The sequence below is a fragment of the Demequina activiva genome (genome assembly GCF_016862815.1).
Taxonomy (GTDB): domain Bacteria; phylum Actinomycetota; class Actinomycetes; order Actinomycetales; family Demequinaceae; genus Demequina; species Demequina activiva.
On the sequence record NZ_BONR01000002.1, the window covers coordinates 350724 to 366812 of the forward strand.

The following is a 16089-nucleotide window of genomic DNA, read 5'->3' on the forward strand; positions in this document are numbered from 1 at the left end:
GTTCGGCTATGCGGGAGAGCGGCCAGCGCGACGGCGGGGCTGCGGGGGCCACACGGCGTCCGTGAGGTACGCCTCGGCGTCGCGCGCGATGCGTCGCGCGCCGCGGTTCGCGCTGATCGTGGACGCCTGCGGCCCATAGCCGGCGAGGAATAGTCCTGGGACGTGCACCGCGTGGCCATGCTCGACGCGTACTCCCTCCGCGGCGCTGACTCCCAGCGGCGCGAGCGGCCCGAGCTCCGCGCGGAAGCCGATCGCCCAGATCACCGCGTCGAGCGCCTGGAAGCGGCCATCCTGCAGCACCACGCCATCGCCGACCATGCGGGTGAACATCGGCTCGCGCCGCAGCACCCCCAGGTCGCGCAGGCGCTGCAGGCGAGGCGTCACGGGCATGCCGGTGGTCGACACGATCGACGGAAGCTCGCGACCCGCGCGGGCGGCCTCGTCCTGGAGACGCACCGACTCGCGGCCCAGCTCCTCGCGCAGCGTGGAGTCCCGCTCGTGGAACACCACGGGCCTGCGGGTGAACCACGTCAACGACGCGGCAGTGCCGGCGAGCTCGCGCAGGAACCCGATCGCCGATGCACCGCCTCCCACGACGGCGACACGCCGTCCCGCGAAGTCCTGCGCCGCCGTGTACTCAGGCGTCACGATCTGCTGGCCGTGGAAGTCCTCCGACCCCGGGACGTCAGGCAGCCGCGGGCTTCCCCACGTTCCCACCGCGGCGACCAGGACTCGAGGCCGGAAGGCGTCCCGGGCATCGGCCGTGTCCACCTCGAACGCGCCGTCCTCCGCGCGACGCACGGACGTGATCTCGACGGGCCGCAGCACGTTGAGCCCGAAATGACGCTCATAGCGCCCGTAGTAGTCGGCGACGACCTCGCGCGCTGGCGGCTCGGTGGGAGCTCCTGCGAAGCTCACACCGGCCTCGTCCATGGCTGGCAGGTCGTGGATGCGGTGGGCGTCGCCCAGCCGCAGGGAGTCCCAGCGGTGCTGCCATGCGCCGCCGGCACCGGGACCGCGGTCAACGATCACGAAGTCCGTGCCGGGCGCGAAGGAACGCCGCAGCAGGTGGTACGCCACGGAGAGTCCGGCCTGCCCTGCACCGACGACGAGGAGGTCAAGGGCCGATGCTCGCGTCGAGGTCACGACTCAGGTGTACGCGGTCAGGGGGCGCCCTCGCAAATGACGCGCACGCATCGGGGACAATGGAGGTCTTCGCCCCGTCGCCGTCACCTCCGGAGGTCTCCCGTGTCCGTCGTCGATCCGCCCATCGCGGAGAAGCATGCGGTGTGGGAGGACGCGCTCGCACTCCCGTTCGGCGCGTTCCTCCTGTCCTTCGGGCTGTTCCTGCTGAGCGAGATCGGCGGGGTGTCCGGGGGACTGGCCGGCGTGGCGATCCTGGGCAGCTACTGGACAGGGTTCGGGTTCGGCGTCATCTTCTTCGTGGTCAACCTGCCCTTCTACTGGCTCGCGGTGCGGCGCATGGGCTGGGCGTTCACGCTCAAGACGCTCATCACGGTGTCACTGATCTCGCTGTTCACGGCGGTGCACGGTCTGTACCTGGATGTGAGCGAGATCGCTCCGCTGTACGCCGTGATCTTCGCCGGGCTGGTCATCGGCGTGGGAATGCTGATGGTGTTCCGCCACGGCGCCTCCGCGGGCGGCTTCGGGATCCTCGCGGCCTACCTGCAGGAGCGCCACGGGATCCGAGCGGGGTACGTCCAGGGGGCGCTCGACCTGATCGTCGTGATCGCCTCGCTCGCACTGGTGCCGCTCGACATCCTGGCCTACTCGATCGTGGGAGCGGTGCTGCTCAACCTGGTGCTCGCCATCAACCACCGGCCGGGCCGGTACTTCGGCTGATTCGTCACGCGCACCCTCTGACATCCGATAGCATTGTCGGGCTGTCACGGGCTGTGGCGCAGCTTGGTAGCGCACTTGACTGGGGGTCAAGGGGTCGCAGGTTCAAATCCTGTCAGCCCGACCAGTAAACGCGCTGGTAGCGGTCAAACTGACCTGCTACCAGCGCGTTTCATCGTTAGGTGGACTACTGCTCGTTGTGCACTCGTTGTGCAGTGCGTTCCCGGGGGACGAGAGCGGACGCACGTCCCGCCGCTTTTCGCGCAGCGTCTCCGATGAGGTGTGAGTACACGTCAGACGTGATGCCGATGCTGCTGTGCCCAAGACGCTTCGAGATGAGGGCGATGTCGGCACCAGACTCGATCAGCAGGCTTGCGTGCTCGTGTCGCAAGCCGTGGAACGTCATCTTCGGGAGCTGCGCACGATTGCGAATGCGATCGAAGAGGCGCGTCACATACTGCGGGAGAAGTGGATCGCCCGCCGGACTAGTGAACACATAGCCTGATGTGCTCCATGTCGCCCCCAGTGCGGTGCACTCGCTCTGCTGACGGAGCTGCCACTCCATGAGGCATCCGACGGCGGCCTCATCGAGGTCGACAATGCGGCGCCCAGATGTGGTCTTGGGCGACTGCTCGAGGACTCCGCGCTCGGTCTGGATTCGGGTGCGACGAACCTGAAGCTTGTACGAGGCAACGTCAACGTCCTCCCACCGCAGGCCAAGGAGTTCGCCGCGGCGGAGTCCGGTGAAGACGGCGAACTCAAACAGCGGGCCCAAACGGTCGGCTGCAGCTGAATCGAGAAATGCGCCGATCTGCGCGGGAGACCAGGGCTCAAAATCGTGACGGCCGACCGTTGGCAACTTCACGCCGCGCGCAGGGTTCGTAGAGATGAGGTCTTCGTGAACGGCAGCCGTGAGCGATCCCTGCACAACCGCGACGATCCTTCTGATCGTTGTGGCGCCACGTCCCGATGCTCCGAGATCATCGATGAACTGGCGGATGTGCGATCGTCTGATATCCGTGACGCGCATTGCGCCAAGGGGCGAATCCTTGATGTCCTGATCGATGTAGCGCCGGTAGTTCTGCACTGTCGACGGCTTGAGATCCCCTCGCTGAATGCGTGACGAAAGCCAATCGTCGAGCCAGGCGGCGAACCTCGTGCGACTGTTCTCGACATAGCTGCCACGGTCGTGATCGTGCTTCGCTGATGCAAATGCCTTGAGCGCAGCGGATCTCGTGTCGAAGTTGGCGCTACGCGTCTGGAGCCGGCGCCCTCGTGAGTCGAAGCCTCGTGAGAGGTAGAAGCCCCACTTGCCGTGTCTGCCGCCGCTCGTGTGCGCGGCGACGAGTGCAGGGCAAGCGCGCTGCAACTGTTGCGGCGAAGGGTGCTCGGGCAGATTTGCATACGCCCGCCCGTCGGCTGTGCGGCATGCGCAACGGCGATAGATCATTGGTCGTCCTCTCGTGGTTCAAGGTTGAGTAGGCCCTCGTTTCGGCACCGCGCGGCCCAGCGGTTCGCAGTGGCGCGAGAGAGACCTAGTTCGCGTGCAGCAAGAGTCATGGCGGCGTCGGAGTAGGTACTGTGCTTGGTGTAGACCTCGGCAAACCTGGTCAGCTCTTCGTGAGTCGGGCCGCGTCGGCCGCGCTTGCTTGGCGCAGCGGACGCTTCGGCGTGGGACTCGACCCGCTCGGTCATACCTTCGAAACGGGCAAGTCCAGTCGGCCCGAGTGCGCCGACAGACCGGGGTGGGAGAGTGCCGCTCTCGCGCCACTGAATAGTGCGGATGATCTCTCCGGGTTTGATCGCTCTCAGCGCCTGGCCCGTGACTTCGTCGATGCCGTCTCCCATGACGAGGCCAGTGATGACGAGCTTCCCGTCACTCGACTTCGCGACGCGAACCAATAGGGAGCCCGCCGCTCCGGTTTCGTCGACAACCCTGTGCCAGTCGGCATCGTCGAGCGAGTCGAGGTTCAAGTTGGCTGGGGTCTGGACGTCCCAACGGGAGAAGTTCTGCATGCATAGAACGTACAAGGATGTAACCCAATGTGCAACATGCGTGCAGAACTGTGGCATAGGTACCGGCCCTGGTAGAATGCCTATTGACTTGGAGCATCGCGTCTCATTTCGCTGCAATAAGATGCAACATGAGACGCTAGCGCAGAAGTGTGCCGATACGTAACCTGACGCTATAAACATTCTTGATGAGGTGTCCGCGGACCGGGCATTGCCGACCCCCTCCGTCTCTCGCGCGATTCGGCAATCGTGCGGACTGTCGCAGGCGCGAGTCGCACTAGAGCTTGGCGTGTCCCGAATGACTGTGAGTCGCTGGGAGCGGGGCGCGAGGCGCCCGCGTGGCCTGCGTCTAGTCGCATACACGGCACTGCTTTCGGATCTGGCAGCAGCAGCAAAGAGGGGCCCACAGTGAACACCCAGCTTGAGGCTGCGCGGCTGACGTACACAGTTGAGGAGGCGGGGCGACTGCTCGGCATCGGGCGCGGCGCCGCGTATGCAGCTGTCCGCAGGGGAGAGATCCCCGTGATCGCCCTCGGCAAGAGGCTTGTCGTGCCGAAGGCGCCGCTCCTCCGAATGCTTGGTGCCGGCAGTGGCAGCGATGAGTAGCCGGTCAAGGTCGAACGACCCGGGACGAACTGGCGCGGCTGAGCCCGCCAAAGCGGGCCTTGGCACATGGGTGCGACGTCTCATGTGGGAATCCGACCTCGACCATCATGAACTCGTGGTCTATATCGCGCTTCTTACTCATCGCTCCGACGCGGGTGAGGCGTGGCCGTCTAGGACCACGCTTGCGCGGGAGTCGAAGGTGTCTCTTGACTCAGTGAAGCGAACGCTTCGGAAGCTCGAGGCGCGAGGGTTGATCGAGATCACTCGGCGCAAGAACGGGAAGCAGAACGCGTCGAACCTCTACCGAGTCGATATCTACGACCCGGCACAGCATCACGCAAGCAAATCGCATGCGAATCTCAAAGCGCGCGAAGTCGGAGCAGGCAGCGCCTATCCGGGTGCAGTGGGCACTGAAGTAGGGTGCCCAGAGCACCAGGAACAGATAAGAGAACAGGTAATTGAACATGGTTAGGCGCGCCGCGACGCGGCGACGCCCGCCAGCATGCAGGCCGGCAGGTCAAAGGCTCTCGATGCTGGGAGCACGTCGAACGTCGAGGCCGCCGACGCACAGCTGCAGTACCTGCGCGATCTCTTCCTCCATGAGCATTCGGTAACGCCGGGGAAGGCTCGGATTGATGCATGGCGCTCTCACTCCGTCAGCTCTGCCTCCGTGGAGATCTCGGATCGGCTGAGGACAGTGCGCCGCGGTTCGGACTACCGCGGACCCTGGCCCACTGACACTGCATACGGCGAGCTCTCACAGTCCGGCCGGGATTGGGCTGACAAGGCATTGGTGCCCGAGTAGGACAAGAGCGCTCCCGTGGCTGCCGTCTGGTCGCGTGAAGACTTCGTGGGCAACCCATGGAGCAGAAAGCATCGAAAGCCTGCGGCCGGGGTCTGCGTCACGTTCGTCGGCCGAGGCGAGCATCTTGGAACAACGACGTCTCAGAAAGTGCGTGGAGACCAAGACGGCGCAGACTTGTTTCCTGTCTACGAGGCGCGGCGCGTAGCCACGACTGAATGCGCGGAAATGCGTGAAGACCCCGCGTGGGTCCGGGATGATTGCTTCATGGGATTGGCCAAGCGCATGTGGATGGAACAAGAGGCGCAGGGCTGGTCTTACTCTGACAAGTACGTGTGTGCTGGGTGCGTCGACGATGAGGTTCTACAAGCCGCAGTTGCAGGAGCCGTTGAAGACGGGGAGAAGTGTTCGTTCTGTGGTGCTGCCGGAGCCGCGTCCCTCGACGTACTGACAGAGGCATTCGTGGTTGGTATCGGGCACTACTACGGGGACCCTGACGCCGAATTGGTCCCTTGGGAGAGCCGCGAAGGGGGCTACCAGGTCGCCACGTACTCCACTGGCGAGCTAATGATGGATTTTGGTGACGTGCTCACCGGTCCCGGCGTACTAGACGCAGTTGAAGAGGCGATTGGCGATCGTGACTGGGTAGAAGCGCTGTGGATGGAGTCCAAGAGGGACGCGGCACTTGAATCCGCGTGGGATCGCTTCCGCCATGCAGTCATGCATGAGACACGGTTCATCTATTGGCTGGCTGATGGAGATGACGAGTCGTGGCTTGGAGCGGGAGACATCCCCGCAAGTCGTTTCCTCCATCACTTCGCGCAGATGGTTGTCGACCACGATCTCATTGTTGAGTTTGCTCCGGGAGAAGCCTTCCATCGAGCGCAAATCCATTCGGGTCCGGCAATTGACGGCGGTGCTACTGCATACCGTCTCGGAACCGCTCCGTACGAGCTGTCGATGCGTCCGAACCGCATGAACCCTGCAGGTATCCCGATGTTCTACGGTGCTCTTGAGCCAGAGACCGCAATCGCAGAGGTCTCGGCGCACACGCCAGGTAGCGGCGACCACGTCACCGTTGGCACGTTCGTCGCGAGCGAAAGGATTGATGTCGTCGACCTGACTCGGCTCCCCGTGCTGCCATCAGTCTTCGACCCCGAACGAGGTGGCGACGTGCGGCGAGAAATCCAGTTCATGCACTCCTTCGTAAAGGAGTTGCAGCGACCGTCAGGTGAGCTGACCGCTGCGGTCGACTATGTGCCCACCCAGGTCGTCACTGAGTTCATTCTCCGTGCGCTTCATAGAGTCGTCGAGGGAGTGCGACAGCTCAGCGGTGTCATCTATCCATCCGTGGCCTTAGTCGGAGGACGAGCGTTGGTGCTCGACGTCGACAATTCCCGTTGCGTCGATGAATTGGGCAAAGACCCGGAAGTAGCTCCTCGGTTCGGGCCGACGCCCGACAGGTTGCGGCTGGTACTCGCCAAGGACTCGGTCAAGACACGCCCGCTCCGATAGGCGCTGCCCAGTCAATCTCCTGTCGGCTCAAAGCGCACATTGCTCAGACGCCTGTGGCTTGCGTGCACAGCGTCTGCACAATGTCTCGTAAAACGTCTGCTAAATGACTGTGCGACTTGATTGACTGTCAAGCGGTCGAGAGCGCGTTCCAGATTGCAGCGCGGCCTTCGCATCGGTGCCGCACACGCAGCGGCACTTGCGAGCGGAAGCCGCGACTGAAGCGCCAGTTTGGCGGGCCGAGGCACGAGCCAGCTGCAATCCTCCGGTCAACGCTTCTCGCATCGTGGCGTCGGGCGCGTGGCGGTAGCGCCATCGTTGCCAACGTGACGGATGGTATGGATGCTCGCCAAGCATCCACGTCGGCGTACCGCGTGTCACGAGGTGGTCAATCAGCCAAGAGACTTGGCTTCGGTGATGCAGCCGCGCTGCGCCACTGGGTTCGGTCTTGCCGTACGCGAGCAGCGCGCCGGACGCATGCGCGAGCGCATCTTCGAGCTCGATGCGCGCATCTTCCCACCCGTGTGCGCTGGCGCCGACCGCGGTAATCTCTCCACTACTTCTCGTTGCGATTCCAAAGATGTTTGCGACAGATAGTGATTCGTACCCAAGAACCTCCTTGGCCAGATCGAGTCGCGCGAGAGTCCGTGCGCCGCTGGTCAAGGGTGGGTTGCACAGCACTGCGACGAGGTTTCCTCTGGCGACGTGGGTGCGCGTCATCGCTCGATCCATTTCGCAAGAGTACGCGCCACGAGAATGCGGAATGTGACTCATAGTCTGTGGACTGATAGGCGTCAGTCTTCGATGCTGAGGCCCGTGAACGCGACTGGAAGACAACTGCTGGCCGCTGCAATGCGGCGTGAACGCGAGGCCCTACAGATCTCGCAGGAGGCCCTGGCCCACAGGGCCGGCCTGCATCGGACCTACGTGTCGCAGGTGGAGCGGTGCACCCGGAACGTGGGCATCGACAACATCGAGAGGATTGCCGGAGCTCTCGACATAAGCATTGCGGAACTTTTCGACCGGGCGGCCGACGAATGAGCGACGCCATGGCTGGTGCGGCGGCAGGAGATGAGCAGCAGACCCAGGCTGAAGTCGACTTCTTCGAATCGTCGCCGCTTGCGGACATGGACTGGGCAGAAGGCGACTGGGAGCAGATGCTCGTGTACCTGGTCGAGTCTGGTCTTGTGACCTACCAGGAGGTGGCCGCTTTGGTGCTGGGGCACCTAAACCCGTCGCAGGTCGGCACTTCGATCGCTTCCAAGAAGACATTTCAGGCGCATTATCCGCCTCGCAAGACGATGCAGGCCGTGCTCGCTTGGCACATCAACCAGGAAGGTGTCTGCGTCGACTGCGGGACGAGGCTCGAACTCCAGGCTGACCACGTGGAGACCCGTGAGGAATACGGCGATGCCGCGGATCGACTTGAGAACATGACTCTCCGCTGTCGGCGGTGCAACGTCATCCGTAGGCCGTCGCACGCGAACGGTGGCAAGACCTTTCTCACGACGGAATCGGCGCTGATGTGGATTCTCCTTGTGAAGCGGCCGGGGACCTACCTGGAGTACGAGAGGCTCTGCCGCAACTACGGGTTGACGATGGCGAATATTCGCTTCAAGGAGGCCTGGGCCATGGCCCACTGGCTCCAGCGTGTCGGTCTCTACACCATCGACGACTCGTCTACTTTCTAGACACTAGTCGAATAGAGGCAGCATCGAGTCTTCGCGAGCGATGAAGTCCTCGGTCATCTTTGTGCAGAGTTGTGCGTATGCCGGATCTCTTTCGATCATCACTGACCGCATTCCGGCCCGATGAGCCGCCCGCGCCGTTGTGCCCGAGCCGCCGTACGGATCGAGAACCAACGAACCCTTTGCGAGACCGCTAAGCAAGAGTGAGACGAGGTCGAGGGGATAGGGGGCGGTGTGCCCGTATGTGTTTTGTCCTCGCACCATCTTGATGACGGGTTGGATTCGTGTCACTGATGCGACTATATCCGCTGGAATTGCCAGCTCAGAGTCCAGCGTCTCCGGGCCGGGTGCCTTGCGGAGTAGCAGCACGTGTTCCCAGCAGTTGAACGGCGACTGGTAGAACGGCGAGAAGTTCCCGGCATTGAACCCGCGCTTGCCCTGAATCTCGCCCTTGTCCCACGGAATGACACCGACGAGCTCAAAGCCGATCCGTAAGAATGCGTCTGTCACTAGCGATGCCAGAGCGATGCGCTTCTTGCCCATGTCGGAGAAGACGACCGTGCGCTCGTTGTCGAAGTAGTCAAAGATGTTGTAGGCGTAGATGCCGCCCGGCTTGAGCACGCGGTGCACCTCGCGTGCGTTCTCGGCCATGTCGTACAAATAGGCATAGAGGTTCGGCCACTGCGAGTACTCGCGGGCATTGAAGTACGGGGGAGAAGTAACCGCCCGATCAAATGTCTCGGTCGGAATCGACTTCAACACCTCGTTTGAGTCGCCGTGGATTGTGGTGAATCGTGTGGGAGCGACGACACGCTGGGGCAATCCAGAACGCTCCGGCAGAGGTTCGTGGAGCTCGGTCGCTCGATACCGATGGAAGAACGCGGAATCCCAAAAATCCGTCCGAGCGTGAACCCGCGCGAGGCTTTCGAAGCTGGTGCGGCGTCCCAAGTCGGCAACGCCGAGACGCTCGGGGGCGTTGATGACGGCGATACCGTCCCCCCACATCGAATAATGCGTGACAAGCGTCTCAACGATCTCCTGGTCGCTCTCAAACTCAAGGACATCGCGCTGCCACCTACGCACGCTGGCGACCGAGACCCTGCTCTGGGGGTCCTCAATTGCGGCTTGGCTGATGACGGACTTGAACTGGAACCGTCGCCCGCGGTTGTAGATGCTTCGCGCCGGGCACAAGAGGTTCTGGCATTCCCAGCTCTTCACGCCAAGCGTGGGGTAGGAGTTCCCCTCAACGTGGGTGCTTCTGCAATCGGGGCACGGGATGGTCGTTTCGTCACGAAGGTTCTTCTGCATTACCAGGACGAGTCTGATCACCACCCCAGCGGGATCCGTCAGCACGAAGAGGTCGCGATAAGTAAAGCCTTCATTGAGGATGCCGAAGTCAGCACTCTCCTCGTTGAGACCCGGTATGTGCGCTGTTGTCTCCCGGGCCACCTCTTTGCTGCGGAAGAACATCTGGCGGAGGCGGGTCTCTTTGAAGCGCTCCGCGTATAGCATCGCGTCGTGAGCGGTTGCCCAAGCCGGTCCAGGATGTGCCGGGTCGACCTCGAGTACAGCAGCGATGAACCCGTGGTTATTGAGTCGCTGGTACTCGTCCGCGAGCCAGGCAGACAGCGCCGATCTGGTCTTGCTCACTTCGAGGACTTCCGCGGTGGCCACGAACCTCACGGAGAGTGTCCTCTCACGCTCGAAGAGTTCCGGCGAGCGTGCACGGAGGAACGATAGGTAGTCAGCCGTCGTGTCGCCCGCCCCTCCACTCCCGAAAGCCGCGTAAAGAGACTCGGCCGGCCACAGAGCCCACGCTAGAGGTCCGGCGCACGAACCCATGACATCGGCGGTGACACTTCGGTCGAGCGCCTTGCGAAGCTTCGAGGGCTTGTGGGCCTCGTCCGCAAGAGCCTGCCGTGTTTCTGACGAGGTGGCGGGCTCGACCCCATTAAGTAGTGCACGGGCGCTCGCCGCGCTTACGCCCATCTCTTCAAGTGCTTTGGCGCATAGGTCCATGCGCGCCGAGTCAATGCATGACGAGAGACGCGACTTCTGGTGGTAATTGAAGGTGATGTCTTTGGCCGCCGCCCGCGTGTAGAGCGTCGCGAGTTGCGCACGGTTGACGCCGAGTTTCCTGTTGACCGTGCGGTAGAAGCGCGTCGCGAGCTCGCTCGGCGAGTCGATGGACGCGGGCCCAAGGGTAGCCAGAAGCGTCCGAAGCGCGTCAGAAGTGTCGCCAGGGAGATCTCCGCGAAGGCCAGTTAGCTCGCGCAGGAGCTGTTGGAAGGCATCGACCGTCTCGACAACCTCTTGACTGGCGCTGGCAATCATCTGGACTTCTCCTCGCGCCGTCAGGGATGTTGCGCGGTTTGCATTGTAGACGCGGTCCCTGACGCTGACCGTTGGCCGGTCGATGCTTGTGGACACTCAGCCAGGTTGGCCCTTGCGGTGCGCAGCGTGGGTATAGCTGGCGTGATTGTGCAAACTGTTGTGCACACTGCGGACCATGGGATGGCACTCGACGACACGAGCGCCGTCAGACCCCATCGCCCTCGAGCATGCTTGGGCAAGAACTGCTACTAGGCGATATGGGATGGCACGCGGGTTCGTTCACTGGGGGTCAAGGGGTCGCAGGTTCAAATCCTGTCAGCCCGACGGTTCAGAGCCGTCTGCCTGGGGAGACCCAGGTGGGCGGCTCTTTCGTTGCTGCGGCCGGGCCGTCGGGACGATGGCTGCTCTCGCTGTGCCACGCGAAGGATCGCGGGTGCCACGGACAACCGGAGCGAGCCTGAGAACCGCGCCGTCCATCCCGTCTCAGCGTCGCGTCGAGACCGTGACGGTGAACTTGGCGTTGCGCGCGACCTGCTCGGTAGGGCCCACCGCATTCTCGAGCAAGGGCCGGTAACGCAGCGCCGAGTTCCACACGCACCACAGCTGTCCTCCGGCGCGCAGGACGCGGGCCGCATCGGCGAACAGCCGGGGCGCGAGGAGATCGGTCACAGCCCCGCCCGAGTGGAACGGCGGGTTCAGCGCGATCAGAGATGCGCTGCCAGAGGGCCGCGTCGCGAGGGCATCGTCCCGGACGACGTCCACACGATGGTCGATGCCGTTGGCGAGCATCGTGGCCCGTGCAGACGCGACCGCGACGGCCGACTGGTCGCATGCGTAGACATGAGCGTGAGGATGCCGCGTCGCGAGCCATGCCGCCACGATCCCCGTTCCGCACGCGAGGTCGATCAACGGATCGTCCGCCGTCCCGCCCATCGGCTCAGACGGCAGGCTCTCCAGCAGCAGACGAGTGCCGATGTCCAGGCGCGCTCCTGCGAAGGCGCCCCCGAAGGCCCGCACCTCGAGCCCCTCGACATGCGCCGCGGCGGGCTCGGGATCGCGACCATCGTGGGGCTCACGCGCCAGGAGCACACGGGACTTCTGCCGCGCGTGGGTCACATCCAACCGCCCGAAGAACTCGCTCAGCACCTCGTTCATCGACAACGACATGTGCTTGAGCCGGCCGCCTGCGACCACCACCACGGCTGGATCTGCGTGTGCGGCGACGAGACCTGCGATGTCTCGCAGCCCCTCCAGGGACCGCGGCAGTCTCATGAGCACGACTCGCGCACCGCTCACGAGATCCGGGCCCAGGGGCAGCGCGCGGTAGCACCCCTCGAGCCCGGTGCGGTGCGCATTGGCCTCGAGGGCACGCTCTCCGTTGAGCGCATCGACATGCGACCTGATGTCCGTCGCGCCCGCGTGCGCTGCCCCCAGCGTGAGCGCACCGTAGGCGTCACCGATCACGACGATCGAACCCGCGTCCGCGTCCGCGCGCAGCGCGGCGGATTCGTCGAGAATCAGGCGGTCGGCGGCATCGACGGCCACGAGTCCCGGGCCATCCACGTCAGGCCAGCGCAGCAGCCCCTCGAGAACCACTCTCAGGGCTTCCCACGACCGTCAGGGCGACGCGCCCGCGGGGCGCTGCCGTGCGCGAGGGAGTCGAGGCGCGCGGCAAGCGTCGCCAGGTCAGTGCCGATCATGAGGAGATCCTAGACGCGCGTGGTCGCCGTGCGTGGACACCACCCGATGCTGCGAGGATGAGGCGATGAGCGAGCCGAGAACCGAGAAGGGCCTGATCGCGCTGCCAGCGGTAGGCGCCCGTGTGGTGGTGCGGTACCTCTTGTCGACGGGACAGGCCACGGATGCTCTGGGCCACCTGCTCAGCGCCGATGACCACACGGTGGTCGTCCAAGGAGTGCGCGGGGTCGAGCGCATCGCGGTCGGTGACATCGTTGCCGCCAAAGAGGTGCCGCCCCGCCCCGGACCGCGGCGAGCTACGGGCCAACAGGAGACCCGAGCCCTTACTCTGAGACCGTCCCCGACACAAGGAACCGCCATGCACGCAGATCACGAGCAGTCCCCGCACGAGTCGAGCCCTGGTCCGGGCCAACCCGACGTTCCCGAGATCGAGGAGGACCAGACGGTCGCGCCGCGCCCCGAGGAAGAGATTGCGGACATCGCGCGGTCGGAGCCGGACCCCCAGGGCCACGGCGCCCATCCTGCGTGAACCCAGACGGCGTCCGGCCGCGGTGCCCCTGGCTCGCGCCTACGCCTCCCCGTCGCCCTCGGCTTCGGCTTCGGCGACGATCCTGTTGACCATGCCGCTGAAGATGAGGCCGTGGAAAGGGAGCATGGTGAGCCAGTAGAGCCGGCCGGTGAGACCACGCGGGAAGAACACCGCCCGCTGCCAGTAGCGGGAGCCCTCATCGGTGGGATCGACGCCCAGCTCGAGCCAGGCGCTGCCAGGCACACGCATCTCCGCGCGCAGGCGCAGCAGCCGGCCGCGATCCACGCGCTCCACGCGCCACACGTCGATCGCGTCGCCGACGCGGACCTTGCTGAGGGTGCGGCGGCCGCGGGCGCCGCCGACGCCCCCGGCGATGCGGTCGATGAGCCCGCGCGTGGCCCACAGCACCGACGCCGAGTACCAGCCGGTCGAGCCGCCGATCTGCGAGATGACGTCCCACACGGCATCGGGATCGGCGCTGGAGTCCTTGTGGCGCTCGTCCTTGAAGACGGTGCGACCCGACCATTCCGGGTCGCTGGGCATCGGGTCGCTCGGGACGCCAGAGAGACGAGCATCCACCCAGCTGGTCTCGACCTGGTCGATCTCGATGCGGCCGAGCGCGAGGCGCACCGACTCGTGATAGCCCGTGAGCCCGTCCGGGGGAGGCGGCACCACGGCGTCGATGGCGTCGTCCTTGACGATGCAGGTATGGAGCAGGGACTCCACCAAGGGCTTGGCGATCTGGCGGGGGACGGGCGTCACCACGTTCACCCAGTGCGATGCCAGTCGCGGCGTCAATACCGGCAGGGCGGCGATGTGGCGCTGCGGCAGACCGGCTTCCGTCGCATAGCCGTTCATCATCTCGGAGTAGCGCATGACGTCGGGCCCGCCGATGTCGAAGGGTCGGTTGACCGTGTCCTCGATGCGCGCCGAAGCCAACAGGTAGTAGACGACGTCGCGCACGGCGATGGGCTGGATGCGGTTGCGCACCCACCGCGGTGCCGGCATGACCGGCAGCACCTCGGTGAGGTGACGGATCATCTCGAAGGACGCCGATCCGGCTCCGATGACGACGCCGGCCTGGAGCACGACGGCGGGGGTGGCGGAGGCCAGCAGGATGTCGCCCACCTCCTTGCGCGAGGCCAGGTGGGGAGACAGCTCCACGTGGTCCGGGTGGAGGCCGCCCAGGTAGATGATGCGACCCACGCGGTGCTCGGCGGCCTGCACCGCCACCGTCAGCGCGATCTCGCGGTCCTTGCGTCCGTAGTCCTTGCCGCTGGTCATCGAGTGGACCAGGTAGTAGACGATGTCGATGTCCGCCATGGCCTGCGCCATCGCTTCCGCATCGGTGGCGTCCCCCTCCACGACCTCCACCTGCTCCGCCCAGGGAAGGGCGGCGACGCGCTGCGCCGATCTCGTGAGCGTGCGGACCCGGTAGCCGCCTTGGAGGAGCCGGGGCACCAGCCGGCCACCGATGTATCCGGTCGCGCCGAGCACCAGGACCAGGGGAGCGGTGCCGTCCGGACCGGGCTGGGCGCGCAGGTCCGGCTCGCTCCCGAGGGGGCTGCTCAGCTCGACGTTGCTGACGCTCGCTTCGTCACCGGGTGTCATCGTGGGCCTCTCGTCCGTGCGGCGGGAGCCGTCGCACCCAGGGAACCAGCAGTGGCACTGCGGCTATTCCGCGCGCCGTGCCGCACGGCACGGTACAGCCCGCGGGCCGGTGATCTCTAGGAGCCTCCCCGAGCGTTGTAGACCGTGACGTTCGCCGATCCGTAGGCGGCGTAGACGGCGAGCGCATCGGCGCGGCCCACGTCCTGCACCACCTCGATGCCGCGCCGCTCGAACTGCTCGGCCCAGTCCGGCACCATCGGCCCCTCGTCGAAGCCGGTGAGCCGTTCGAGCTCGGGCCCGTCGCCCGCGACCACCAGGTGTCGCACGCCGGACCACATGGTGGCGCCGTAGCACTGCACACAGGGGCGCCAGTTGACCACGAGCGCGAGGTCGCGGCCGTCTCCCAGGTCCCACGCGTCCAAGCGCTGCTGCGCCAGGGCGAGCGCGGTGACCTCGGCATGAGCCGAGGAGATGCCCGTGGACAGCACCACGTTGACGCCCACGGACACCAGCTCACCGGTGGCGTGGTCGACCACGATCGCCGCGAACGGCCCCCCATTGCCCTCACGCCAGTTGCGGTCGGCGAGGCGGTTGACCAGACCCATCTGCTCCTGATGCGACTCGAGACGGCGGGGAAGTCCGGGGAGCTCGCCGACGAGCCAGGGTGGGAGGGAGATGGAGTACGCGGTGCTCACACTCATGGCGGGTCCTCTCGGCCGATGCGGGTGAGCCGATCGTAGGGCGACGATGTTTCGTCCGGGTGTCCGCGCGTGGTGCGCGAGGCACACTTGCATGAACGGCCCTGGCATGTGACGATGGCGATATGTCGTTCAGTGTCGTTCGCGATACATTCACCGAGGAGGTCACCATGGGTTCGCACGGGTACAGCAAGGCGTCGGGATTCAGCGCAGGTCAGGCGGGCGACGCGATGTGGCAGGCGATGGACCAGCTGCGGGCATCGTTCGACAAGCGCGTGGGAGTGCGCATGGGACGCGGCGACGTTCGCGCCGCCGTGCTCGCACTTCTGCACGAGCAGCCGATGCACGGGTATCAGATCATCCGCGAGATCGCCGAGCGCACGGACGGCCGCTGGAAGCCCAGCGCCGGCTCCGTGTATCCCACGCTGCAGCTTCTCGCGGACGAGGGTGTGGTGACGGCGGCCACGCAGCAGGACCGCAAGACCTACTCGCTCACGGAGGAGGGACGCGAGGAGGCTGCCGCAGCCGCTGGCTCAGCGCCGTGGGCACAGTCCGACACCGACGGCGCCGGTCCGTTCGGCGTGGTCCCTAAGGCAGGCGTGGACCTCGCTCAGGCCGCCGCCCAGGTGGTGCGGTCGGGTTCCGCCGCTCAGCAGGAGGAGGCCGCGAAGGTCATCGACGAGGCACGTCGTAAGATCTACTCGATCCTCGCCCAGGACTGACGCGATCGGCGCAGCA

Annotated in this window: 17 protein-coding genes and 1 tRNA gene; 10 read left to right on the top strand and 8 right to left on the bottom strand. The window is 65.2% G+C overall.

The window, feature by feature from the left end; genetic code table 11:
* Positions 1–6: 6 nt before the first annotated feature.
* A complete protein-coding gene (locus Dac01nite_RS06435) occupies positions 7–1146 on the bottom strand; it encodes an NAD(P)-binding domain-containing protein (RefSeq protein ID WP_203654625.1) in 1140 nt (379 codons plus the stop codon).
* A gap of 102 nt (positions 1147–1248) precedes the next feature.
* On the opposite strand from Dac01nite_RS06435, the gene Dac01nite_RS06440 reads away from it, so the two are divergent.
* On the top strand, positions 1249–1863 hold the full coding sequence (locus Dac01nite_RS06440; protein ID WP_239066549.1) for a YitT family protein: 615 nt from the start codon (positions 1249–1251) through the stop codon (positions 1861–1863).
* Between the two features lie 47 nt (positions 1864–1910).
* Positions 1911–1987 (top strand) — tRNA-Pro (locus Dac01nite_RS06445).
* Between the two features lie 60 nt (positions 1988–2047).
* On the opposite strand, the gene Dac01nite_RS06450 is transcribed toward Dac01nite_RS06445, so the two are convergent.
* A complete protein-coding gene (locus Dac01nite_RS06450) occupies positions 2048–3310 on the bottom strand; it encodes a tyrosine-type recombinase/integrase (RefSeq protein ID WP_203654629.1) in 1263 nt (420 codons plus the stop codon).
* Complete coding sequence (locus Dac01nite_RS06455; RefSeq protein ID WP_203654631.1) at positions 3307–3876, bottom strand: helix-turn-helix domain-containing protein; 570 nt, start codon at positions 3874–3876, stop codon at positions 3307–3309. The genes Dac01nite_RS06450 and Dac01nite_RS06455 overlap by 4 nt, the downstream gene beginning before the upstream one ends.
* A gap of 190 nt (positions 3877–4066) precedes the next feature.
* Here Dac01nite_RS06455 and Dac01nite_RS12215 point away from each other — a divergent pair, with 190 nt between their 5' ends.
* The 4 genes from Dac01nite_RS12215 (at position 4067) to Dac01nite_RS06475 (ending at position 6796) form a co-directional block, all read left to right on the top strand.
* Positions 4067–4285 (top strand): helix-turn-helix domain-containing protein, encoded by a 219-nt coding sequence (locus Dac01nite_RS12215; protein ID WP_203654633.1) that lies wholly within the window; start codon positions 4067–4069, stop codon positions 4283–4285.
* Complete coding sequence (locus Dac01nite_RS12220) at positions 4282–4479, top strand: helix-turn-helix domain-containing protein (protein ID WP_203654635.1); 198 nt, start codon at positions 4282–4284, stop codon at positions 4477–4479. The genes Dac01nite_RS12215 and Dac01nite_RS12220 overlap by 4 nt, the downstream gene beginning before the upstream one ends.
* Positions 4480–4561: 82 nt before the next feature.
* Complete coding sequence (locus Dac01nite_RS12225; RefSeq protein WP_203654637.1) at positions 4562–4951, top strand: helix-turn-helix domain-containing protein; 390 nt, start codon at positions 4562–4564, stop codon at positions 4949–4951.
* Between the two features lie 348 nt (positions 4952–5299).
* Positions 5300–6796, top strand: coding sequence for a HEPN-associated N-terminal domain-containing protein (locus Dac01nite_RS06475; RefSeq protein WP_203654639.1), 1497 nt, complete (start codon positions 5300–5302; stop codon positions 6794–6796).
* A 99-nt stretch (positions 6797–6895) separates the two neighbouring features.
* Here the strand turns inward: Dac01nite_RS06475 and Dac01nite_RS06480 are convergent, their stop codons facing one another.
* Entirely contained in the window at positions 6896–7513 is a 618-nt protein-coding gene (locus Dac01nite_RS06480) for a hypothetical protein (RefSeq protein WP_203654641.1), read from the bottom strand.
* A gap of 96 nt (positions 7514–7609) precedes the next feature.
* On the opposite strand from Dac01nite_RS06480, the gene Dac01nite_RS06485 reads away from it, so the two are divergent.
* Positions 7610–7834 (top strand): helix-turn-helix domain-containing protein, encoded by a 225-nt coding sequence (locus Dac01nite_RS06485; protein ID WP_239066550.1) that lies wholly within the window; start codon positions 7610–7612, stop codon positions 7832–7834.
* Positions 7831–8484, top strand: coding sequence for an HNH endonuclease (locus Dac01nite_RS06490; RefSeq protein WP_203654644.1), 654 nt, complete (start codon positions 7831–7833; stop codon positions 8482–8484). The genes Dac01nite_RS06485 and Dac01nite_RS06490 overlap by 4 nt, the downstream gene beginning before the upstream one ends.
* Before the next feature lie 3 nt (positions 8485–8487).
* Here Dac01nite_RS06490 and Dac01nite_RS06495 read toward each other — a convergent pair whose 3' ends face one another.
* Both Dac01nite_RS06495 and Dac01nite_RS06500 read right to left on the bottom strand, forming a co-directional pair.
* Entirely contained in the window at positions 8488–10911 is a 2424-nt protein-coding gene (locus tag Dac01nite_RS06495) for a DNA-methyltransferase (RefSeq protein WP_203654646.1), read from the bottom strand.
* A gap of 387 nt (positions 10912–11298) precedes the next feature.
* Complete coding sequence (locus tag Dac01nite_RS06500) at positions 11299–12417, bottom strand: class I SAM-dependent methyltransferase (RefSeq protein WP_203655249.1); 1119 nt, start codon at positions 12415–12417, stop codon at positions 11299–11301.
* A 163-nt stretch (positions 12418–12580) separates the two neighbouring features.
* Between Dac01nite_RS06500 and Dac01nite_RS12250 the strand changes: the two genes are divergently transcribed.
* Positions 12581–13042: a putative acetyltransferase gene (locus Dac01nite_RS12250; RefSeq protein WP_505706975.1), complete on the top strand. Its 462-nt coding sequence runs from the start codon at positions 12581–12583 to the stop codon at positions 13040–13042.
* A gap of 39 nt (positions 13043–13081) precedes the next feature.
* On the opposite strand, the gene Dac01nite_RS06510 is transcribed toward Dac01nite_RS12250, so the two are convergent.
* Together Dac01nite_RS06510 and Dac01nite_RS06515 are read right to left on the bottom strand one after the other, a co-directional pair.
* A complete protein-coding gene (locus tag Dac01nite_RS06510) occupies positions 13082–14653 on the bottom strand; it encodes an SDR family oxidoreductase (protein WP_203654650.1) in 1572 nt (523 codons plus the stop codon).
* A 116-nt stretch (positions 14654–14769) separates the two neighbouring features.
* On the bottom strand, positions 14770–15354 hold the full coding sequence (locus Dac01nite_RS06515; RefSeq protein ID WP_203654652.1) for a nucleoside deaminase: 585 nt from the start codon (positions 15352–15354) through the stop codon (positions 14770–14772).
* A 167-nt stretch (positions 15355–15521) separates the two neighbouring features.
* On the opposite strand from Dac01nite_RS06515, the gene Dac01nite_RS06520 reads away from it, so the two are divergent.
* Positions 15522–16073 (top strand): PadR family transcriptional regulator, encoded by a 552-nt coding sequence (locus tag Dac01nite_RS06520; RefSeq protein ID WP_239066551.1) that lies wholly within the window; start codon positions 15522–15524, stop codon positions 16071–16073.
* Positions 16074–16089 lie beyond the last annotated feature (16 nt).

What these genes read in the sequence shown, in the direction of transcription:
- Dac01nite_RS12250 (WP_505706975.1), top strand. Translation starts at nt 12,581, where the DNA reads ATGAGCGAGCCGAGAACCGAGAAGGGCCTGATCGCGCTGCCAGCGGTA.
- Dac01nite_RS06510 (WP_203654650.1), bottom strand. Translation starts at nt 14,653, where the DNA reads ATGACACCCGGTGACGAAGCGAGCGTCAGCAACGTCGAGCTGAGCAGC.
- Dac01nite_RS06450 (WP_203654629.1), bottom strand. Translation starts at nt 3,310, where the DNA reads ATGATCTATCGCCGTTGCGCATGCCGCACAGCCGACGGGCGGGCGTAT.
- Dac01nite_RS12225 (WP_203654637.1), top strand. Translation starts at nt 4,562, where the DNA reads ATGTGGGAATCCGACCTCGACCATCATGAACTCGTGGTCTATATCGCG.
- Dac01nite_RS06520 (WP_239066551.1), top strand. Translation starts at nt 15,522, where the DNA reads ATGGGTTCGCACGGGTACAGCAAGGCGTCGGGATTCAGCGCAGGTCAG.
- Dac01nite_RS06490 (WP_203654644.1), top strand. Translation starts at nt 7,831, where the DNA reads ATGAGCGACGCCATGGCTGGTGCGGCGGCAGGAGATGAGCAGCAGACC.
- Dac01nite_RS06455 (WP_203654631.1), bottom strand. Translation starts at nt 3,876, where the DNA reads ATGCAGAACTTCTCCCGTTGGGACGTCCAGACCCCAGCCAACTTGAAC.
- Dac01nite_RS06480 (WP_203654641.1), bottom strand. Translation starts at nt 7,513, where the DNA reads ATGACGCGCACCCACGTCGCCAGAGGAAACCTCGTCGCAGTGCTGTGC.
- Dac01nite_RS06515 (WP_203654652.1), bottom strand. Translation starts at nt 15,354, where the DNA reads ATGAGTGTGAGCACCGCGTACTCCATCTCCCTCCCACCCTGGCTCGTC.